This is a genomic window from Acetobacter lovaniensis, assembly GCF_014207635.1.
Classification (GTDB): domain Bacteria; phylum Pseudomonadota; class Alphaproteobacteria; order Acetobacterales; family Acetobacteraceae; genus Acetobacter; species Acetobacter lovaniensis.
Genome location: NZ_JACHIE010000002.1, coordinates 124,549 through 145,680 on the forward strand (window position 1 = coordinate 124,549; position 21,132 = coordinate 145,680).

General features: G+C 60.7%; 19 protein-coding genes. 8 read left to right on the plus strand and 11 right to left on the minus strand.

The window, feature by feature from the left end; all coding sequences use genetic code 11:
- Window positions 1-60: 60 nt before the first annotated feature.
- Both HNR55_RS03820 and HNR55_RS03825 read right to left on the minus strand, forming a co-directional pair.
- Window positions 61-456: a hypothetical protein gene (locus tag HNR55_RS03820; protein ID WP_233129053.1), complete on the minus strand. Its 396-nt coding sequence runs from the start codon at window positions 454-456 to the stop codon at window positions 61-63.
- A 167-nt stretch (window positions 457-623) separates the two neighbouring features.
- Complete coding sequence (locus tag HNR55_RS03825; protein WP_166111605.1) at window positions 624-1,835, minus strand: MFS transporter; 1,212 nt, start codon at window positions 1,833-1,835, stop codon at window positions 624-626.
- A 160-nt stretch (window positions 1,836-1,995) separates the two neighbouring features.
- Here HNR55_RS03825 and HNR55_RS03830 point away from each other — a divergent pair, with 160 nt between their 5' ends.
- From HNR55_RS03830 to HNR55_RS03845, 4 genes are all read left to right on the plus strand, one after another.
- Window positions 1,996-3,096: an AI-2E family transporter gene (locus HNR55_RS03830; RefSeq protein WP_166111608.1), complete on the plus strand. Its 1,101-nt coding sequence runs from the start codon at window positions 1,996-1,998 to the stop codon at window positions 3,094-3,096.
- Between the two features lie 82 nt (window positions 3,097-3,178).
- Window positions 3,179-3,856, plus strand: a complete 678-nt coding sequence (locus HNR55_RS03835) for a winged helix-turn-helix domain-containing protein (RefSeq protein WP_166111611.1) — start codon at window positions 3,179-3,181, stop codon at window positions 3,854-3,856.
- Complete coding sequence (locus tag HNR55_RS03840) at window positions 3,853-5,295, plus strand: sensor histidine kinase (protein ID WP_253545120.1); 1,443 nt, start codon at window positions 3,853-3,855, stop codon at window positions 5,293-5,295. Before HNR55_RS03835 ends, HNR55_RS03840 begins: the two co-directional genes overlap by 4 nt.
- A 453-nt stretch (window positions 5,296-5,748) precedes the next feature.
- Complete coding sequence (locus HNR55_RS03845; RefSeq protein ID WP_253545122.1) at window positions 5,749-6,480, plus strand: SIMPL domain-containing protein; 732 nt, start codon at window positions 5,749-5,751, stop codon at window positions 6,478-6,480.
- A gap of 152 nt (window positions 6,481-6,632) precedes the next feature.
- Here HNR55_RS03845 and infC read toward each other — a convergent pair whose 3' ends face one another.
- The 4 genes from infC to HNR55_RS03865 form a co-directional block, all read right to left on the minus strand.
- Window positions 6,633-7,169: a translation initiation factor IF-3 gene (gene infC, locus HNR55_RS03850; protein ID WP_059024330.1), complete on the minus strand. Its 537-nt coding sequence runs from the start codon at window positions 7,167-7,169 to the stop codon at window positions 6,633-6,635.
- 155 nt (window positions 7,170-7,324) lie between these two features.
- Window positions 7,325-9,256 (minus strand): threonine--tRNA ligase, encoded by a 1,932-nt coding sequence (gene thrS / locus HNR55_RS03855; protein WP_166111617.1) that lies wholly within the window; start codon window positions 9,254-9,256, stop codon window positions 7,325-7,327.
- A 54-nt stretch (window positions 9,257-9,310) separates the two neighbouring features.
- Window positions 9,311-10,237: a glycosyltransferase family 9 protein gene (locus HNR55_RS03860; protein WP_166111620.1), complete on the minus strand. Its 927-nt coding sequence runs from the start codon at window positions 10,235-10,237 to the stop codon at window positions 9,311-9,313.
- Window positions 10,234-11,061, minus strand: coding sequence for a tetratricopeptide repeat protein (locus HNR55_RS03865; protein WP_242005426.1), 828 nt, complete (start codon window positions 11,059-11,061; stop codon window positions 10,234-10,236). Before HNR55_RS03865 ends, HNR55_RS03860 begins: the two co-directional genes overlap by 4 nt.
- 100 nt (window positions 11,062-11,161) lie before the next feature.
- On the opposite strand from HNR55_RS03865, the gene HNR55_RS03870 reads away from it, so the two are divergent.
- From HNR55_RS03870 to HNR55_RS16705, 3 genes are all read left to right on the plus strand, one after another.
- Complete coding sequence (locus tag HNR55_RS03870) at window positions 11,162-12,391, plus strand: glycosyltransferase family 4 protein (RefSeq protein ID WP_166111623.1); 1,230 nt, start codon at window positions 11,162-11,164, stop codon at window positions 12,389-12,391.
- A gap of 36 nt (window positions 12,392-12,427) precedes the next feature.
- A complete protein-coding gene (locus HNR55_RS03875) occupies window positions 12,428-13,240 on the plus strand; it encodes an NAD kinase (protein ID WP_166111626.1) in 813 nt (270 codons plus the stop codon).
- Window positions 13,241-13,325: 85 nt separating this feature from the next.
- Complete coding sequence (locus HNR55_RS16705; RefSeq protein WP_198911907.1) at window positions 13,326-14,381, plus strand: OmpA family protein; 1,056 nt, start codon at window positions 13,326-13,328, stop codon at window positions 14,379-14,381.
- Between the two features lie 99 nt (window positions 14,382-14,480).
- Here the strand turns inward: HNR55_RS16705 and rnhA are convergent, their stop codons facing one another.
- Genes rnhA through ispH form a run of 3 tightly spaced genes read right to left on the minus strand, consistent with a single transcriptional unit; the run spans window position 14,481 to window position 16,944 of the window.
- Complete coding sequence (gene rnhA / locus HNR55_RS03885) at window positions 14,481-14,930, minus strand: ribonuclease HI (protein ID WP_373318173.1); 450 nt, start codon at window positions 14,928-14,930, stop codon at window positions 14,481-14,483.
- Between the two features lie 28 nt (window positions 14,931-14,958).
- Entirely contained in the window at window positions 14,959-15,933 is a 975-nt protein-coding gene (locus tag HNR55_RS03890; RefSeq protein WP_166111629.1) for a homoserine kinase, read from the minus strand.
- Between the two features lie 9 nt (window positions 15,934-15,942).
- On the minus strand, window positions 15,943-16,944 hold the full coding sequence (gene ispH, locus HNR55_RS03895) for a 4-hydroxy-3-methylbut-2-enyl diphosphate reductase (RefSeq protein ID WP_086645653.1): 1,002 nt from the start codon (window positions 16,942-16,944) through the stop codon (window positions 15,943-15,945).
- A gap of 242 nt (window positions 16,945-17,186) precedes the next feature.
- Here ispH and HNR55_RS03900 point away from each other — a divergent pair, with 242 nt between their 5' ends.
- Window positions 17,187-17,777 carry a hypothetical protein gene (locus HNR55_RS03900; RefSeq protein WP_166111632.1) on the plus strand — a complete coding sequence of 197 codons (591 nt, stop codon included), beginning with the start codon at window positions 17,187-17,189 and terminating at the stop codon, window positions 17,775-17,777.
- A gap of 76 nt (window positions 17,778-17,853) precedes the next feature.
- On the opposite strand, the gene HNR55_RS03905 is transcribed toward HNR55_RS03900, so the two are convergent.
- Both HNR55_RS03905 and HNR55_RS03910 read right to left on the minus strand, forming a co-directional pair.
- Window positions 17,854-19,218 carry an ABC1 kinase family protein gene (locus tag HNR55_RS03905; protein WP_166111635.1) on the minus strand — a complete coding sequence of 455 codons (1,365 nt, stop codon included), beginning with the start codon at window positions 19,216-19,218 and terminating at the stop codon, window positions 17,854-17,856.
- Window positions 19,208-21,064 carry a M3 family oligoendopeptidase gene (locus tag HNR55_RS03910; RefSeq protein ID WP_166111637.1) on the minus strand — a complete coding sequence of 619 codons (1,857 nt, stop codon included), beginning with the start codon at window positions 21,062-21,064 and terminating at the stop codon, window positions 19,208-19,210. The genes HNR55_RS03905 and HNR55_RS03910 overlap by 11 nt, the downstream gene beginning before the upstream one ends.
- Window positions 21,065-21,132: the final 68 nt, after the last annotated feature.

The window sequence follows — 21,132 nt, forward strand, 5'->3', positions numbered from 1 at the left end:
GCGCAGTTCGGCACCCAACCACCCTGTCCCTCCCCTCCGGCTGGAGGGGCAGGTGATCTTTCAGGCCGTTATGGATGTTGTGGAGGTGGTGTAATTCACGTCGTTCTCCTCAAGCACCTTGCGGAGAGACTTAAGCGATTCAATGTTTTGCTGGACGTTGAAGACGCCGTTTTTTTCCTGATAATCCAGTAACGAATCAATCATGGCGTACATGTTGGTTGAGCCACTCACGAGCTTTCCGCCATTCACACCTTCCAGAGCGTAGCCATCCATCAGAGCCATTGTAACACTTTGATGGAGCGAAATCTTGCCCTCCAGCGACAGCTCCCGCCGTGCGGATTCCATTTCCTGCGGTGTCATGTTGCTGAAATCCAGCCCGAGCGACTTCCTGTTCTGGCTTTGCTGGGCCGCGCTCGCCGGGCTGTTCAGGATCTGGTAGGGGCTGCTGATTTCCATGCTCACACACCTTCAGTATTGATCTGTTTTTTGCACCTGCCCGCTCAGGGTTATAAATAAACAGCAGGCCAGTCGAGTAAAAACCACGGCAATACCGCAGTAATGGCCCTGTGCGCCCTGCGGGGCGCACAGCAGCCCTTATGCGCGCGCAAGGCCTATTATTCGGCTTACGCAGCCCCACCTTCTGCCAGCGCGGCTTTTCTGGCATCCAGCGTTTCCACCCGTAGCGAGAGCAGGAAAAGCACCAGCCCCACGAGCGAGAGCGCCATACCAGCCCAGCCTGTGGCTTCCAGCCCAAACCCCACAGCCAGCACCACCCCGCCCAGCCAAGCCCCAATGGCGTTGGCAAGGTTGAAGGCCGCGTGGTTCATGGAGGCGGCGAGGGTCTGTGCATCGGCCGCCACATCCATCAGGCGGACCTGCATGGCCGGACCAATGGCAATGCCACCACCAAGCATAAAAACGGCCAGCGCCGTCAGCCAGACCGAATGTGCAACCAGCGCAAACAGGCCCAGTGCGGCGGCATTCCACAAAAACGCAAAAATGGTTGCCCATTTCAGGTTCCTGTCCATCAGGTGGCCGCCAGCCCATGCGCCCGTACACATGCCGACACCCCAGAGCGCCTGAAAAAGCGGCACCCCCCAGAGCGGCACATGGGTGACATCCTGCAACGTTACGGAAAAATAGGTGTACACGCAGAACATGCCACCACACCCCACCGCCACGGTGCCCATGACGTACCAGACCTGCTTGCGTGAAAACGCGCCAAGCTCCGACAGGGCCGAACGCCCCCGGTTAGGCGCATCATACGGCACCCATGCCAGCACCATAAGGCAGCACACAACGCCCATAAGGCCGATAAACAGGTAGGACAGCCGCCACCCGAAATAGGACCCGGCATAGGTGGCAAAGGGAGCGCCGACCACATTGGCAATGGTCAGGCCCGAAAAAACACGCCCCACGGCCCGCCCACGGTAGCCACGGTCCACCAGCCCTGCGGCAACCAGCGCGGCAACCCCCATAAAGGAGCCATGCGGCAGCCCGGTTACAAAACGCGCCAGATCAAGCATACCCAGCGAGGCGGCAAGTGTACCCAGTGCATTGGCCACGGCAAACCAGCCCATGAGCAGCACCAGCAACTGCCTGCGCGACATCTGCGCCGCCATGACCGACACAACAGGAGCCCCGACCACAACCCCCAGAGCATAGGCCGAAATAGCCTCCCCCGTGCGTGGAATACTGGCATGCATGCTGTCCGCCATCTGGGGCAGCAGCCCCATTGCCGCAAACTCTCCCGTGCCGATGGCAAACGTGCCCACCGCCAGAGCGAGAATGGCTTTGGAGGCAGCCGCCAGCCCACCGTCGTTCCCGCCAGACATGTCCGTATTATGCTCCTGTAACCATACTAAAGAAATTTCTTCTCACATCCGCGCATGAATGGATAAGATTACACAAAAAAGTAAGACATCATGTGCTTACAGATTAACGACACGGACAGCCGTTACACAGCCTCCCCCGATCCTGAAAGAATTTTCTTGCATGCCATCTGACAGCGGTTCCTCTTCTTCGCCCATGCCATCACCGGACTCGCCTATATTTGGTCCCGAACACATTGCCCGCATTCTGCGCCTGTCCATAGGGACTGTGTGCATTGGCCTGCTCATATGGCTTTTGGGTGATGTGCTTATGGTGGTGTTTGCCTCCGTGCTGTGCGCGGTGGTGCTGTATGGGCTGGCCCGCATCCTGCGCCGCCACCTTGGCGTGTCGCATGCATGGGCGCTGACCATTGTGGTGCTGGCCCTGCTGGCGAGTGCGGCCCTGCTGGTCTGGAACAGCGGCCCCGCCATTGTCAGCGAGGTGATCCGCCTGCAAGAAGCCCTGCGCCAGCAGGAAATGGCCTTGCGGGACACGCTGCAGAGCACCCCCACCGGGCAGATGATCCTGAACTATCTGCCTGCCTCCCTTGGGGGCCGTCATACCGGGGGCGATAGCGGTCTGGCCTCCCTTGGCTCACGTATTGCCGGGTCCATGACCGGCATACTGGGGTCCGCCTTTGGCGCCATTGGCACGCTGATTGTGGTGCTGATTGCCGGGCTGTATTTTGCCATGTCCCCCGCCACTTACGCCAATGGACTGCTACGGCTGGTGCCGGAAGAACGTCGCCCGATCATCCGGCAACTGCTGCTGCGGGCGGGGCAGACCCTGTGGGCATGGGTTGCAGGCCAATCGCTGGACATGCTGGTGGTTGGCACGCTCTCGGGCATCGGGCTGTGGTTTATTGGCGTGCCTCTGGCACTGGCGCTGGGTGTGCTGGCGGGGATGTGCAATTTCATTCCCTATATTGGCGCCATCATGGGGGCCGTGCCTGCCCTGCTGCTCGCCCTTTCCCTTGGCACGCGCGAGACCATTATGGTGGCGGTGCTGTATGGCGTGATCCAGTTTTTTGAAGGCAACGTGCTTGCCCCCGTTATCCAGCGCCATGCAGTGCAGATGCCACCGGCCCTTACCGTGCTGTCCCAGACCCTGTTTGGAGCCATTCTGGGCTTTCCGGGGCTGATTTTTGCATCCCCCCTAACTGCGGTTTTACTGGCAATGCTTGATTCTCTCACAAAACCCCTAGCCGAAGCAGACCGTATATGAAACATTTCCGCACTAGCCCGTGACAAGAACATATATTTCTTGTAAGAATTTGGTAATCCGTTTGGGTAATTGAGGTCTGTCTATGCGTGTTCTTCTAATAGAAGATGATCAAACGGTCCGTAACTTTGTTGCCAAGGGCCTGTCTGAAGCCGGTCATCTGGTGGAACAGGCGGCAGACGGCAAGCAGGGCCTTGCCCTTGCCTGCCAGGACAAGTTCGATGTCATCATTCTCGACCGTATGCTCCCCGGTGGGGTAGAGGGGCTCCATATTCTTGAAACCCTGCGCCGCGAAGGCAACCTGACCCCCGTTCTCCTGCTCTCCGCTCTGGCGGATGTGGACGAAAAAGTGGCCGGGCTTAAAGCAGGCGGGGATGACTACGTCAGCAAGCCCTTTTCCTTTTCCGAGCTACAGGCCCGGCTGGAAGCCCTTGTGCGCCGCAACCGCAACGAGGCCCAGCCCCTGACCAAGCTGAGTGTGGGCGATCTGGAAATAGACCTGCTCTCCCGCGCTGTCCGCCGGGGTGGGCAGAAAATAGACCTGCAACCGCGCGAATTCCGGCTGCTGGAATTTTTAATGCGCCATACCGGACAGGTCGTCACCCGCACCATGCTGCTGGAAGGCGTATGGGACTACCATTTTGATCCGCAGACCAATGTAATTGACGTCCATATCTCCCGCCTGCGCCAGAAAATAGATAAACCGTTTGAACATGCTCTGGTGCATACGGTGCGCAACGCCGGATACATGCTGCAGGAATGACCGGACCAGCACGATTTATGCAGACCATTTTACGCAAGGTCCGCATACAATCCGTCAGCCTGCGTTTCGGTCTTGTTTACAGCGTTCTGTTTATCAGCTCCGCCATTCTGTTCCTGTCATTTGTATGGTGGGGCACCATTGGCCTGCTGGAGCAGCGCGTACGCCACTCCATAGCGCTTGATGCCCACGCCCTGCTGACAGAATGGCAGCATGCCGGTATTCCGGGGCTGGAAAACCTGATCAACAACCGTCTGGCGCAGGATATAGATGACAACGCCCTGTACCTGCTGAGTGCGCCGGACGGCAAACTGCTGGCAGGCAATCTGGCCCACTGGCCCATACGGCTTGATGCCGCCCTGACATGGCAGACCCTGCCTGTACTCCGCGATGGGCAACTCAACCTTGCGCAGGTCCGCGTCTGGACCCTGCAAGGCAATTACCTCCTGCTGATCGGACGCGATATTAGTGAGCGCACCCAGATCCAGCGGATGCTCACGGACGCCATGCTCTGGACATGCCTTATGGTCGGGCTGCTGGCCGTTGGCGGGGGCTGGGTTGTACGCGTCCTGTTCCGGCGGATCATCCATTCCATCAACCGCACAACTCTGGCCATTACGCGGGGCGACATGTCCCGCCGCATTCCCGTATCGGGCATGGGGGACGAGCTGGACGATGTGGCCCTGACCATCAACCAGATGCTCGACCGCATTACCCGGCTTATGGATGGGGTCAAACAGGTTTCCAACTCCATTGCCCATGACCTGCGCACCCCCATTGCCCGCGCCCGCGCGGAACTGGAGGATGCCTCCCGCTCCGCCACAAACGAACTGGCCCTGCGCGCCGCCATTGATCAGGCCGCGGTCAATCTGGATAAGGTGACCGGCATTTGCGAAGCCCTGCTGCGCATTGCCCAGATTGAGGCTGGCACCCGCCGCTCGGCCTTTGCCATATTCGATCTGGCCACCACCTTGCGGGACATTACGGAATTATATGAAGCCGTGGCAGATGAGCATGGCCTCAAGCTACAGAGGAATTTCCCTCTCCACCTGCCATTCAGGGGAGATCAGGCCATGTTCCAGCAGGCTTTGGCCAATATTCTGGACAACGCCATCAAGTTCTCTCCCCCGCAAGGCACCATAAACCTGAGCGCACAGCACATTCCCGCTGCTTCCTCCGCCGAACATGCACAGACAGGCACCATCCGCATTATGGTTGTGGACAGCGGGATTGGTATGAATGACGCGGATCTTGCCCGTGCATCGGAACGCTTTTTCCGGGCCGAGCAGGCACGCCATACCCCCGGTTCGGGGCTGGGGCTGGCCCTTGTACAGGCTATTGTGGAACTGCATGGCGGCACATTGCTTTTGTCGCACAACAATCCCGGCCTTGCGGTGACTATAGATGTGCCCGCGATATATGATTACCCTGATAAACTTTAAACTATACGTAATATTACAATGATGACCTAAATCTATTAACGTTAATAGATCGTTTTTGGCGGATAGTTTTGTTGAAATAACATGCAATTACGTCTCTTAGTGTCCCATGAAGTTCCGCTCACCCCTTCTTCTGGCTCTGGCGTGCGTTATCACTGGTGGTTCCGTCACACTTGCCAGTCAGGCACACCTGCCAACATCTGTGCTTTTTGGCTGGGACTTGTTTCCCTCCCCCCGATTATCCTCCCCTATTGTCGTCACTTCAGACAGCCTTTCCTTCTGCCTTGAACTTGCCCATTTGATAGATTCATATGCAGCGACAAAAGCTTCTGTCTCCGTCTCGGTCTCTGTCTCCAGATTAGAAACGGAAGGCATGAATCTTTGCCAAAAAGGGCATATCCGCCCTGGACTGGTGCGGTTGCGCCGCGCCTTACTGAATGCTGAAGGAGCACCATCGTGACTCTTCTCCCATCTTTCAAGCCCATGGGCTTTCTGGCACTCGCTTCAGGCGCGGCTGTACTGGCCCATACGCTCCCTGCCCATGCTCAGAACAATCCCGAGCCTTATACCCGGCTGGAAATCCATGCCACAGGCACAACAGAGGCCGCACCAGACAAGCTGAGTGCGCGCTTCAGGGCGGAAAGCCAGAACAGGAATGCCGCCTCCGCTCAGGGGGATGTGAATGCCGTGGTTAAAAAAGCCACAGATGAAGCGGCCAGAAATACCGACATCAAAACCGCAGTGCTCCAGTATTCCGTTTACGAGACACAGCCCGAAAAAGCCCGCCCTTACTGGACCGCCAGCCAGACCCTGAGCCTTTCCGCCACGGATGGGAAAAGCCTTTTACCTCTGGCCGGACAGTTGCAGGCACAGGGGCTTATTCTGGAAGGGCTGGAGTGGTCACTCTCGGACGAAAAACGCCAGAGTCTGTTTCTGGAAGCCGAGAAAAAAGCCATAACGGAACTGAAAAAACAGGCCGATACACTCGCCCAATCCCTTGGCCTCCATGTCGCCCGGTTTGTGCAGATCAGTGTATCTGATCAGGACTATCCCCGCCCCATGCCGATCATGCTCCGTGCCGCCGTTGCTGGCGCTGCGAACGATGCTGTCGGCTCCAGCCCTTCCAGTACGGCAGAAGCCCAGACCGTACGCGCCGATCTGCGGGCAACCGTGCTGCTGGAGCCCTAAAGCATAGCTTTGAGGCCATGTGCATTACCAGTCAGCCCTGCTCCCCTTTGACCCGGCCAGATCAATACCAGACGGAATGGTCAGCGCATAAAAAAACCGCCCGGAGTTCAGCCCCGGGCGGTTTTTGGTAGCCAGTCCAGAAAGACAAAGGTCTAGCGCGGTGCCAGCACCATAATCATCTGGCGGTTTTCAAGGCGGGGCATCTGCTCCACCTTGGCCAGTTCATCAATTTCTGTCCGAATCCGTTCCAGAACCTTGATCCCCAGTTCCTGATGCGCCATTTCGCGCCCACGGAAACGCAGTGTGACCTTGACCTTATCCCCGTCGCCAATAAAGCTTTTCACAGAACGCATCTTAACCTGGTAGTCATTTTCGTCGATGTTCGGACGAACCTTGACTTCCTTGATTTCAATAACTTTCTGTTTTTTCTTGGCTTCGTTGCGCTTTTTCTGCTGCTCGTACTTGAACTTGCCGTAGTCGAGAATCTTTACAACCGGCGGCTCAGCATTGGGGCTTATTTCCAGCAGGTCCAGCCCAACGCCATAGGCACGGGCAAGCGCATCACGCACGGACATAACGCCCGCCATTTCGCCTGTTTCATCAATCAGGCGAACCTGCGGCACACGAATTTCTTCATTCACGCGCGGCCCTTCTTTGCTGGGTGCCGCGGGGTAAGGGGATCTGACTATGGTCGGCTCCTGTAGTACATTTCAAAAACAAACAGAGGCACCGGTACCCGGTGCTCCGCCTGCTGTTAGTATGTGCGCAATTCTCCGCTGTTTATCAAGCGGTCCATGCAATAAATCAGGGGCATTGCAGCATTGCCACAAAAACCCGCCCTGCTTCACGCCTTTTTGCGCAGATCGGGAGGAGTGGCTTCGTGGCTGAGTGCGGCAATGGCCTGATCCAGCGTTAGCACCTCCTGCGCCTGCGAGCCAAGGCGGCGCATGGCCACAGTGCCTTCCTCCGCCTCGCGCCGCCCAACGACCAGAATAACCGGCACGCGGCCTACGCTATGCTCGCGGACCTTGGCGTTGATCTTGTCGTTACGGACATCCGCCTCGGCCACCAGCCCGGCATTGCGCAGGGCTGCGGCAACGTCCTGCGCATAGGGCGCGGCATCACTGACAATGGAGGCCACAACCACCTGAACAGGTGCCAGCCACAGCGGGAAGCGCCCAGCGTGCTGCTCGATCAGAATCCCGAGGAACCGCTCGAACGAGCCCAGAATGGCGCGGTGCAGCATAACGGGGCGGTGCTTGGCCGAGTCCTCGCCCACATAGCTGGCATCCAGCCGTTCGGGCAGAACAAGGTCCACCTGCAAGGTGCCACACTGCCAGTCGCGGCCAATGGCGTCACGCAGCACGAATTCGAGCTTGGGACCGTAGAATGCCCCCTCACCCGGATTATATTCGTACTCGACCCCGGCAACGGCGCAGGCTTCCTTGAGTGCGGCTTCGGCCTTGTCCCACACCGCTTCGCTGCCTGCGCGCTGTTCGGGGCGGTCAGCAAACTTGACGCGTACGTGCTCAAACCCGAGGTCCTGGTAAACTTCGTGCAGCATCTTTACAAACTGTACGGTCTCGGCCGCGATCTGGTCCTCGGTGCAGAAGATATGCGCATCATCCTGCGTAAAGCCACGCACACGCATCAGGCCATGCAGTGCGCCCGAGGGTTCGTACCGGTGGCAGGCCCCAAACTCGGCCATGCGGAGCGGCAACTCGCGGTAGGAGCGCAGCCCGTGGCGGAAAATCTGCACATGGCACGGGCAGTTCATGGGTTTGAGGGCGAGGGTTTTATCCTCATCCTCCACCGTGGCGACAAACATGTGGTGGCGGTATTTGTCCCAGTGGCCCGATGCCTCCCACAGACCACGGTCCACAAGCTGGGGGGTGCGCACTTCCTGATACCCGTGGCGGGTCTGTGCGCGGCGCATGTAGTCCTGCAACACGGAATAAACGCGCCAGCCCTTGGCATGCCAGAAGACCTGACCCACCGCTTCTTCCTGGAAGTGGAACAGACCCATCTCCCGCCCGATCCGGCGGTGGTCACGCTTTTCGGCTTCTTCAAGCTGGAGCAGGTAGGCGTCGAGTTCCTTCTGGTCGCGCCATGCGGTGCCGTACACGCGGGTCAGCATGGGGTTGCGGTGGTCCCCACGCCAGTAAGCACCGGCGACCTTCATCAGCTTGAAGGCGGTTCCCACATCCCTGGTGGTGCGCAGGTGGGGTCCACGGCACAGGTCCAGCCACTGGCCCTGCCGGTAGATGGAAATATCTTCCGTTTCCGGCAGATCACGGATCAGCTCGGCCTTGAACGATTCGCCGCGTTCTTCAAAAAACGCAATGGCTGCATCACGCGGCCAGACTTCGCGCTCGAAGGGCTCCGCCCGTGCCACGATTTCCTTCATCTTGTCTTCGATGGCGGCAAAGTCTTCGGGGGTAAACGGCTCGGCACGGAAAAAGTCGTAATAGAACCCGTGTTCAATGGACGGGCCAATGGTCACCTGAGTGCCGGGGAACAGCTCCTGCACGGCCTCGGCCAGCACGTGGGCGGCATCGTGGCGGATCAGCTCGAGCGATTCCGGGTCTTTTCTGGTAATAAAGCGGACCTTGGCATCGGCTTTTATGGTCTGGCGAATATCGCTGAGCTGGCCGTCCACTTCCATGGCCAAAGCGGCCTTGGCCAGTCCTGCACCAATGGACTCTGCCACCGTAGTGCCCGTAACTGGCCCGTCAAAACTGCGAACAGAACCGTCGGGCAGGGTGATAGCGGGCATGGGTGCAAGCTCCAGAAGGGTAGGAAGAATAAACGCAAAGAGTGTTTAATGGCGCTACCAGAGCGCGGCTGCAACCCTCTGCACCGAAAGGACTGCAAGATCACGCGCCCATAACACGTCCACCTGCCCCGGCGCGTACCCCAAAGGGGCTGTGCGCGCAGGCGTACTCTCACGCGAAAACAGGACAAGGCAGCGGCATCCAACCTCGGCGGCCAGATGCATGGGGCCTGTATCGTTCCCCACTGCCCCCCATGCCCGTGCGGCAAGGCCTGCCAGATCGGGCAGGCTGGTCTGGCCGGTCAGGTCCAGCGCCTGCGGGCAGTGCCGCAGAATCTGTGCTGCCAGAGGCTGCTCCCCGGCACTGCCGACCACAATGGGGGTTATGCCATGCGCCACCATCTGGGCCGCCAGCTGGCCGTAATGCCCGGCGGGCCAGCGTTTGGCGGGGCGATGGGGGGCCGCACCGGGCACCAGCAGGGCATAGGGCTGGGGCAGGCGCGGCCCGCCACCCACCAGCCAGCCAAGGTCGGGCCGGTCCACCGGGGTAACGCCCGCCATGCGCAACTGGTCACGCTGGCGAGGGCGTGTGTGCATGATGTTCCGCCACGGATTGGCGTGAGGCAAGGCAGCGCGCCCCACATGCCCGGACCACACCGGCCGCCCCGCCAGCCAGAAATACCGCGCTGTGCGCCCCGATGTCTGCAAATCGTAAACCCGGTCATACCCACGTAACTGTCGCCTTAAGGTGCGCAGCCCGGCAAGGTCGGTCCAGCGGGGGCGGTGGTCCACCTCCACTCGGTCAAACCATGGGGCAAGGCGGGCCAGTTCCACAAAGGGGCGGGTTGTCAGCAGGGTTATGCAGGCGTTGGGGTGTGCGCGCCTTATGGCCTCGAACGGGCCAAAACTCTGCACAAAATCCCCCAGCGCACTCAGCCGGATAACCAGAATACGCTGCGGGTCCAGTCCCGGCCCTCCGCTCATGGAGAATCGGGGTCTGCCGCCATCACGGCCAGATCCTGACGGGCCATGTCTGCCTCGTGGCTGTCGGGGGAGAGGTCCAGCACCTTCTGCCAGTCCTGCTGCGCACCAGTGGCATCGCCCTTGCGTTCGCGGATAATCCCGCGCTCCAGCAGGGCGGCTGCACTGTCGGGCGCCACAGCCAGAGCATGGGCAACATGCTGCATGGCAAGGTCAAGCCGCCCCATCTTGCGCTCGGCCTCGGCCAGCAGAACATAGGCTTCGGGCATGGCACCGGGCTGGTGGGCTATCAGGGCCGTGAGTTCCTGCTCCGCCAGATCGGCTCGGTTCTGGGCCAGCACACTGCGCGCCCGGGCAATTTGCAAGGACTGGTTATGGGGCTGGGCCAGCAGCCCGAAATCCGCGCTGGCCTGCGCCTTGCCCGGCACTCCGGCGGCCAGCCACGCCTCGGCGGCCTCATCCTCCAGAGTTGCACGCAGGGCTGGCGGGGGCACATCCCCCTTGGGCGCGGTCTGGTGGGCCAGTTCATCCAGTTCGCGTGCGGACTGATCTTCATCTCCGGCCTCAAGCAGGGCCAGAGCGTGGCAGTGCCGGGCATCACGCCCGCCCCCGTGGTGCTGCCAGTCCAGTGCGTAGTCCCGCGCGCCGTAGGGGTCATCACCAATCATGGCCATGCAGGTGGTCACGGACCAGACCTGCTTTTTATCCCCCGACGCCTGCTGCGTGCGGGCCTGTGCGACATCTTCAAACGAAGACGCTCCCGCCAGAACAACAGCGCCAGCCAGCATGCAGGGCAAGGACCAACGCGCAGAGAAAACTGCTTTCATAGATCATCCATAGCAAACTCTGGCCCATACCGGTCAAGCGCGGACCCTGATATGGTCGGAATATGGCACGTTTACCCCTGTGCGTGATAATAGGAGCACCATGGCCAGTTCTCTAAGCTCTCCTGTTATTTTGCAAATTCTTCCTGCCCTGCAGCAGGGGGGGGTTGAACGCGGCACTCTGGAAATGGCGCAGGCCATTACTCAGGCCGGGGGCAAAGCCCTTGTCGCCAGCAGCGGGGGCCGCCTTGTGCCCATGCTGCGGAGTCTGGGGGCGGAGCATATTACCCTCCCCGACTGTGGCAGTCGCAACCCCGCACATATCTGGCAGAACGCCCGTATGCTGGCCCGCATACTGGACCAGCACAATGTGGCTCTGGTGCATGCCCGCTCCCGCATTCCCGCCTGGACAGCCAGAATGGCATGCAGGCGTACCCGCACCGCGTTTGTCACCACATGGCATGGCGTCCATGCCAACACCATGCCGGGCAAAAAGCTGTATAATTCCGTGCTGGCCAGCGGGGACCGGGTTATCGCCATAAGCGCGCATATCGGGCGGATGCTTCACAAGGACTACAATGTGCCCGCCACCCGCCTGCGGGTTATTCCGCGCGGGGCGGATATCGCACAGTTCAGCCTCCATGCGGTCAGCGGGCAGCGTATGCATCAGCTTGCCGAGCAATGGGCCGTTCCCGCAGGTTCGGCCATTATTCTCATGCCCGGCAGGCTTACCGCATGGAAAGGGCAGGCCCTTGTGCTACAGGCACTGGCTCAACTGGAAGCCGGGCTGCCCGACCGGCCATGGCACTGCGTGTTTGCCGGGTCCGACAAGGCGGACGGGCGCTACGTGCGGGAACTCACCCAACTGGCCAGCAGTCTGGGACTGGACGACAGAATCCGCTTTGCCGGACACTGCGAGGACATGCCCGCCGCCATGGCGCTGGCCACCATGGTGCTTGTGCCCTCCCTCCGCCCCGAACCCTTTGGCCGTGTTGTGGTGGAAGCGCAGGCCATGTGTCGCCCGGTTATTGTCTCCCACCACGGGGCGGCGGTGGAAACGGTGGAGAATGGTGTCACCGGCCTGTCCGTTCCTCCCAACAATGTGGCGGCACTGGCCGATGCCATGCTGGCCATACTCAGCGCCCCGGCCGCATCACGCGCCCATATGGGCGCGGCCGCCCGGCAGGCGGTTGTGGCGCATTACACGACCGAGGCCATGCAGCACGCAACACTGGGAGTGTATGACGAGCTACTGGGCACCCGGCTGGCCCCAGCCTTCCTCCATACCAAAAATGAGGCCGCCCCCTTTCAGGACCACGGTCTTGCGGGGTAAGACACACTCTTCTTTCCTCCACCCACAGGGCAGAGCATGAGTGCCGCATCCCCCTCCACGCAGCCCCTTTTTGCCCAGACGCCGCGCAGGCTGGCCTTTATGGCCGCCCCCACGCATGAGGCACGGATGGAGTTTGACCGGCTGGTGGCCCATTACGGCAACTGCCACCCCGGAGATGCGGAAGTCATTGTCTGTCTGGGGGGGGACGGCTTCATGCTCGAAACCCTGCGCGTGGTGCTGGAAACACAGCTCACCGCCCCGGTATATGGCATGAACTGTGGCTCCGTTGGGTTTCTGATGAACCCGATGGACGAAGCAGACCTGCCCCACCGTCTTTTCCACGCACAGGCAGCCACCCTGCACCCGCTGCGCATGACCGCCACCACCAGCAGCAATGAAACGCACGAAGCACTCGCCCTGAATGACGTGTATCTGTTCCGCCAGACCCGTCAGGCCGCCAAGCTCCGCATAGATGTGGATGGGCTGGTCCGTGTGCCTGAACTGATCTGCGATGGCGCGTTACTGGCAACACCGGCGGGCTCCACTGCTTACAATCTTTCCGCTCACGGGCCTATTGTTCCGCTTTCGGGCAATCTGCTCCCGCTTACCCCCATATGCGCCTTTCGGCCCCGCCGCTGGCGTGGCGCGCTGCTGCCCTCTACCGCCCATGTGGGCTTTACGGTCATGGAGGCCGAAAAACGGCCCGTGGCTGCTGTGGCCGATTCGATAGAAGTGCGCAACGTGACCTCGGTTCACGTGCGTGAAGACCGCAACCTGACTGTAACCTTGCTGTTTGATCCGGGGCAGACACTCTCCGAACGTATTGCAGAAGAGCAGTTTTCCGCATGACGGCACATCTTTCTGCCCCACCTTGCCAGAATACCCCGTTTTATCTCTCCCACCTTCTGGGCTAGTCTGCACTGCAATGAAAAAAATGTTCTCCCTTTCGTGCCGCTTTTCCCTGCTCTGCGCCGCAGGGCTGGTCGGAGCGGGCACGGCCCATGCCCAGATCACGACCAACGCGCAGGCGCTCGACAGTCTGGCAGACACACAGCCCCCCGCGGCTTCCAGAACAGCCGCCCCGCAGGCAAGGCAGAACACACCCACGCACCCGCGTGCCCAGCATCATGTCGCCCCCCGGCCCATGCAGCAGCCGCAGGTACAAACTCCCGCGCCCCAAACCACCCAGCCAGCCGCCACGGCAAGTGCCGCCACCACCCGGACCACGCCCCCCGCAGCACCAGCACCAGCACCAGCACCAGCACCAGCACCAGCACCAGCACCAGCACCAGCACCAGCACCAGCACCAGCAGGACAGAACACGCCGCCATTGCAAGCGCCAGTGGTCACACCCGGTACGACCCAGCCTGCTCCTGCTCCTGCTCCTGCTCCTGCTCCTGCTCCTGCTCCTGCTCCTGCTCCTGCTCCTGCTCCTGCTCCTGCTCCTGCTCCTGCTCCTTCGGGTGGGGCCAGCGCCACGCAGGCACAAGTGCCGGTTACCGCCCCTGCCCCGGCACGTCCCCTGCCAGAGGCCACCATCCCCAATGCGCCACCGGGTGTGCCGCAGCTTACTCCGCCTCCATCCGATGTGGAGGTACACCCCTTCCCCATTCCGCCACAGCCTACCGTGCAGCTTCAGGCTACCGGCACTCTCACGCCCATTCCCGGTGGTATCCGGCTGACATTTGCCCCCGGCTCGGCCGACCTTAACCCCGAAACGCATCAGGCCATTCTGGCATTCGGGCAGAACCTTGCGTACAAGCCGCATGTTCGCGCGCTTGTGGATGCCTATAGTTCAGGATCAGCGGATGATCCCTCGCTCCCACGCCGCATGGCTCTTGCCCGCGGTCTGGCCGCGCGGAGCGTGCTGATGAACGGCGGAACGCCTTCGACCAGAATTTATGTGCGGGTTATTGGTCAGCCCCAGAACGCCAAGCCGGATGCGCCACAGGACTATATTGATATTTACCAGTCTGACATGGAGCCATAACGCGGCATAAGCCGCTACGGTGCACGGGTCGCCCCCGGCCTACCGGGGGCGATACACAAACCACTCAGATTATAAGGTAAAGGTGGTCATCAGGCGGGATTATGCGCCTGCTTTCTGCTCTTCCATGCGGATACGGGCCTGTGTGGCCAACTGGTCCACCAGTTCGTTCTCCGGCACGCCAGAGTGGCCCTTGACCCAATGCCACGACACATCATGCGGTTTGGCCGCATCCAGCAGGCGCCGCCATAAATCCATATTGGCAACAGGGTCCCCCGCCGCGTTGCGCCAGTTACGGCGAACCCAGCCCGTATGCCAACGCGTAATGCCGTTCCGCACATATTCGCTATCGGTATGCAGGTTAACGGTGCAGGGCTTGGTCAGCGCTTCCAGCGCTTCAGCGGCTGCTGTCAGTTCCATGCGGTTATTGGTGGTGGCCAGTTCCCCGCCCGAAAGTTCGCGCTCAACGCCCTTGCAGCGCAGCAACACCCCCCAGCCACCGGGGCCGGGGTTGGGCTTGCATCCACCATCTGTCCAGATTTCAACCTGCATCCGGTTTTCCGGAGTTGGGGAAGAAGGTTCAGAGTCCATAACCACCCACAGTCTGCGTTGCCAGATGGAACCTGAGCCGTTTGAGGTAATCCAGCGGGTTTTTGGGTGTGACCAGCGCATCGGCCGGGGTGTTGATCCAGTCGTACAGCCGGGTCAGCAAAAAGCGCATGGCCGCACCCTGCGCCAGAACCGGCATGGCACGGCACTCGGCCTCATCAAGCTTCCGCACGTCCTCATACCCCAGCAGCATCTGGCGGGCGAAGGTCACGTTAAACGCGCCATCAGGCTGGAAGCACCATGCGTTCAGGCAGATGGCCACGTCGTATGCAAGGTAGTCCGTGCAGGCAAAATAGAAATCAATCAGCCCCGATACACCGTGGTTGAGGAAAAACACGTTATCGGGGAACAGGTCGGCATGAATTTGCCCGCGCGGCAGAGTTGGGTTGCCCTCGTGGCCCGGCCATGCGGGCACAATACGGGCAAGGGCCTGCTCCAGCTCCGCCTGTAAACCCGGCAGCACCATGTTGGCCCCACCCGCGCAGCTTTGCAGCAGGGGTGCCCATGCGGTTGGCCCCAGCGCATTGGCGCGCTCTGGTGCATAGGAACGGCCTGCCGCATGCAATTGCGCCAGCGCACGACCAAGGGGGCGGCAATGCTCGCCCCGCACCGTACGCGGCCAGACACCGGGTAAAAACGTGGTAATGGCCGCAGGACGGCCCGCAAGGGTTTTTAGCGTTTCCCCCCGCCGGTCTGCCACCGGCTGCGGGCAGGTAACCCCTTCCCGCGCAAGGTGCTGCATCAGACCCAGAAACCAGGGCAGTTCGCGCGCATTCACCCGCTTTTCGTACAGAGTGAGAATAAAATCCCCCTCGGTTGTACGCAGCTGGAAGTTGGTGTTCTCCACCCCCTCGGCAATGCCACGGAACGACACCAGATCCCCAATGGCAAAATCTGCCAGAAAATCCTGCAGCGCCTCGTCGCTAACGTCCGTGTAAACGGCCATAAACCACCTTTAGCCCAAGGGTGCGGGAAGACGGAACGTTACGTTTTCTTCCTTCACGATCCGTTCTTCAATGCACAGGGTGTAACGCTTGGCCATTTCTGCCAGCATTTCCTGCACCAGTGCTTCCGGTGCGGAGGCACCCGCCGTAATGCCCAGCGTACCCACGCCATCAAGCACGGACCAGTCCAGCGCATCCAGACGGGGCACCAGCAGGGCACGGGCAGCACCGGAGCGTTCGGCCACTTCCCGCAGACGCTGGGAGTTGGATGAGTTGGGCGAGCCAATAACAATAACCAGATCGCACTCGGGGGCTATGGTCTTGACCGCTTCCTGCCGGTTGGTGGTGGCGTAGCAGATATCCTCGCGCTTTGGCCCTTCGATCAGGGGGAAGCGCTCACGCAGGATGTCCACGATTTCTGCCGTATCATCAACCGAGAGGGTGGTCTGGGTAATAAACGCCAGCATGCTCGGGTCCGCAGGCTGCACACTGCGGGCTTCGTCTGCATCGTTGATCAGGGTTACGGCCCCGGCGGGGAGTTGGCCCATGGTGCCCACAACCTCGGGGTGACCGGCATGACCGATCATGAGGATATGGCGGCTTTCCGGGCCACCTGCGGCATAATGGCGCTCGGCCTCGCGGTGGACCTTGGATACCAGCGGGCATGTGGCATCCAGATACAGAAGATTGCGGCGCTCGGCTTCGGCTGGCACGGTCTTGGGCACGCCATGGGCGGAAAAAACAACGTGACCATCCGCGGGAACTTCGTCCAGTTCCTCCACAAAGATGGCGCCCTGTGCCTCCAGCTCCTCTACGACGGTGCGGTTATGAACGATCTCGTGTCGGACATAGACCGGCGCGCCGTAACGGCGGATGGCTTCCTCCACCACACGGATGGCGCGGTCCACCCCGGCACAAAAGCCGCGCGGGCCAGCCAGAAGGACCTTGAGTGAGCGGCCATGCTGCGTATCCGCGGTCTGGGTGGTGGTCAGGGTGTCAGTTTGATCGGGCATGGTGTTCCCCAAAGTTGCAGCGGACTGTATAGAGAAGATAACTGGCTATGAAGACGCATACTGAAAACAGGCTACGCCCGAAACCCGGTAAAGGCCGTGGCAGTTGTGGCCTACGCAAAGGACGCATGTGATGCAACCCGTTTTGCAGCATTCAAGACGTGAAACACGCGCGCTGCCGGGCGTTGCGGGTTGGTGCGTCACCTATTTTTGTTCCTCCACCCCTTATAATGCCGGATCACTCCATGCCTTATGATCTTACCCGCCTGCGCCACCAGCTCCCCCGCGTAACCGCCTGTGGCGCACTGGCCATGGGCCTGCTGACAACTCTGGCGGCCTGTAGTGGCGGGGAAAGCGCCTCCATGGAGTTCGCACCTGCCTGCCCCGTGACACATATCCCTTCCGAGGCCGGAGACTACTACCTGTATAACGGGAAAGGCACCGGTTTTGGTGATCTGGTGGCGCGGGCCAGTATTGTCAAGCTGGAGGGCGAATGCTCCGCCGGTGGCCCCAAGGACCTGAAGACCCGAGTCGTACTGCACATTACCGTTGAACGCGGCCCAGCCTCCTCTACCGAGACACTGAACATACCGTGGTTTATTGCCGTGCTGCATGGGGACCGGATTGTGAACAAGCACATCTTCCGCCACACCGTGACGTTCCCGGCCAACCTTGCAACGTTTGACACCACCAGCAAGGTGGTCACGATCGACCTGCCGATCCCCCCCCGCAATGTCGATTCCGACTACCGGTTCGAGGTAGGATTCCAGCTAAGCCCGCGCCAGCTTGAATATAACCAGACGCACCTCAAGCAGACGACCTATAAAGCGTACTGAACCCGTTAGGGTGTGCAGGGGAGCATCCGCCCTTGCGCACCCCGCCTTTGCATGCCTGTAACGCCCTGCCCGCCCGTCAGGTGGCGGGCGGCGCATCGGGGGGGAAGCGGGCCTCTTTTATGGCGGCATTCTGCCGGTCGGTCAGGGCCTGCTCATCAAAGCCTTCCACAATTTCGTGGAACAGTTCGCTCCAGTTCATTTTAACCTTGAGCCGCATGAACACCGACCCAAGCCCAATGGCCGAGCGGTCCACCAGCACAAATTCGCGCGGCAGGCGCACGCCCCCTGTTTTTTGCAGCCCTTCATGCACGCGGCTCAGCACCTCGCGCCCGTGTTCTGGGGTGTTCTCTTCCTGAATATACCGCTCGCGGTTATCCATGAGCGGGGCATAAAGCAGGCTTGCCCATTCATTGAGCACACGCACCTTCTCGCGCGAGAGGTCCTTGAAGCCCCATGCCTCGTACGCATGGGCCGCCAGGTCCTCGTCCTTCGTGCGCAGGGCGTTGTACAGGTCGATATTACCCTTGATGAACGAGGGCCGGAAAATGCGGATCGCCCCAAAATCCAGCAGGTTCAGCCCGCCATCCTCACGCACGGTAAAGTTGCCCATATGCGGGTCGCCATGCACCACACCATACTGGTAGAGTGGCACGTACCAGCCCCGGAACAGGGCACGGGCAATTTTCTTTTTCTGCTCGTCTGAAAGCCCTGCCTTGATGGCGGCATTCAGGTTCTGGCCAGCAACCCATTCCATGGTCAGCAGGCGGCGGGTGCTCAGTTCATCTACCGGCAGCGGTACGGTTACATCCGGGCAGTCGCGCAAAATGGCGTGATAGAGGCGCATATTGGCGGCCTCACGCCGGTAATCCAGCTCTTCCCGCAGGCGTTCGGCCAGTTCTTCCACCACATCATCCTGACGGATGGCATTGTCGAGCTTGTGGTAAACACCAATGGCCATGCGGAACTGCTTGAGGTCCGCCTCCACCGCCGAGTTCATATCCGGGTACTGAAGCTTGCAGGCCACGCGGCGGCCATCAGCCAGAACCGCCTGATGCACCTGCCCAAGGCTGGCCGCAGCGGCGGCCTCCTTGCCAAAGGCGCGGAAGTTTTTCTCCCACCCCGCTCCAAGTTCCGCCGTCATGCGGCGGCGCACAAAGTTCCAGCCCATGGGTGGCGCATTGGACTGGAGCTGGGCCAGCTCCTCCGCATATTCTTCAGGCAATGCGCCGGGTATGGTGGCCAGAAGCTGTGCTGCCTTCATGAGCGGACCTTTAAGCCCCCCCAGCACGGATTTAAGGTCTTCCGCATGGGTCAGGCCCGTAGTGCGGATCCCCATTTTGTGCCCGGCCATCCGTGCGGCAATGCCCCCCACCGTGCCGGTAGTCTGCACCATACGCCGCAATTCCCCGAACATGCCGGAGTTATCAAGATCACGCGCCATGCTCTGCCTGCTCCAACTGCTCAATAAAGCCGGAGATCACATCCAGCCCCTTGCGCCAGAAACCGGGGTCCGAGGCATCCAGCCCGAAGGGAGCCAGCAGTTCCTTGTGGCGCAGCGTGCCACCGGCTTCCAGCATGGCGATGTATTTGTCCTGAAAACCCGGAGCCCCTTCGCTGAACACCTTGTACAGCGCGTTTACCAGACAATCCCCGAACGCATAGGCGTACACATAGAAGGGGGAATGGATAAAGTGCGGGATATACGCCCAGAACACATCGTAATCGGGGGTAAAGTTAAAGGCCGGACCAAGGCTTTCGGTCTGCACAGCGCGCCAGATTTCACCAATCCGTTCGGGCAGAAGTTCGCCTTTTTTCCGCTCGTCATGCACGCGGGTTTCAAACTCGTAGAACGCAATCTGGCGCACCACGGTGTTGAGCATATCCTCCACCTTGCCCGCCAGCAGCAGGCGGCGGCGGGCAGGGTCTTTTTCCCCGTCCAGAAGGGACTGGAAGGTGAGCATCTCACCAAACACACTGGCGGTTTCGGCCAGCGTGAGCGGGGTGTCGGACATCAGATAACCCTGCTTCGCCGCCAGAACCTGATGTACGCCGTGCCCCAGTTCGTGCGCCAGCGTCATCACATCCCGAATGCGGCCGTGGTAGTTAAGCAGGATATACGGGTGGGCCGACGGCACGGTGGGGTGGGCAAACGCGCCGGGAGACTTGCCGGGAGCGGGCGGCACATCAATCCACGGGCTGGTCAGGAAGGTGTTGATCACCTTGCCCATGCGCGGGTCAAACCCGTCATACGCCTTCTGCACAATGGATTTGGCCTCGGTCCACGGAATCTGGCGGTCCTCGCAGCCGGGCAGAGGGGCGTTGCGGTCCCAGTGCTCCAGCTTGTCCAGCCCCATCCATTTGGCCTTGAGCGCATAATAACGGTGGGACAGACGCGGATAATCCGTGCGCACGGCTGAAACCAGCGCATCCACCACGCCATCTTCCACCATGTTGGACAGATTGCGCGAGGATGTGGGGCGGGCATAATGCCGCAGCCCGTCGGATATGGATTTGTCCTTGGCCAGCGTGTTGGTAATGAGCGCAAACAGGCGGACATTGCCTTCAAACACGCTCCCCACGGCCTTGCCTGCGCGCTCACGCACGCCACGGTCTGTGTCGGACAGGCGGTTAAGCGCATCGCCCACCGTCATGGTCTGCCCGTCCACCGTCACCCGCAGGGCGGCTATGGTTTCATCAAACAGGCGGCACCATGCCTGCGCGCCGGTTACGGATTTTTCCAGCAGCACTTTTTCCACGTCATCGCCAAGCTGGTGGGGGCGGTACATGCGCACATCACGCAGGTAAGGCTGCCAGCGGGCAAGAGCGGGATCATCCATTTTGGCCTGAAGATCGGCCTCTTCCAGCCGGTTGAGTTCCAGCCCGAAGAACAGGAGGTCGGTGGAAATATCGGTCAGCCGTTCGTTAATGGACTGGCTGAAGCGGCTGATGGACGGGTTGGACGAATCCGCAGCAAACAGCAGCGAGGCATAGGAGCCTGCCCGGCCCAGTTTTTCCTCGATCTCTTCAAACTCGCTCATGGCCTGCGCCAGTTGCCCGCCGTCCAGGCTGTTCAGGCGGCCCTGATACAGCTTGGCAAAGCTTTTGGCGGCCGCGGCAGTTCCTGCCAGATCGGCCTCCAGTTGCGGGTCGTCCATGCCCGCGTACAGGGCCGACAGGTCCCAGCGCGGCAGGGCAGCAGCGCTCTGGTCGGAGGAAGGGGCAGGTCCGGCTTCCGCCGCCATGAGCGGAAGTGACAGCGAACGGGAAAAATGCGCGGTATGTTCCATGCCCCCACTCTACCGCGCAAATCCACCAGAGGCGAGAGCCCTTGCATGCAAAGGCAGGGCACCAGAAC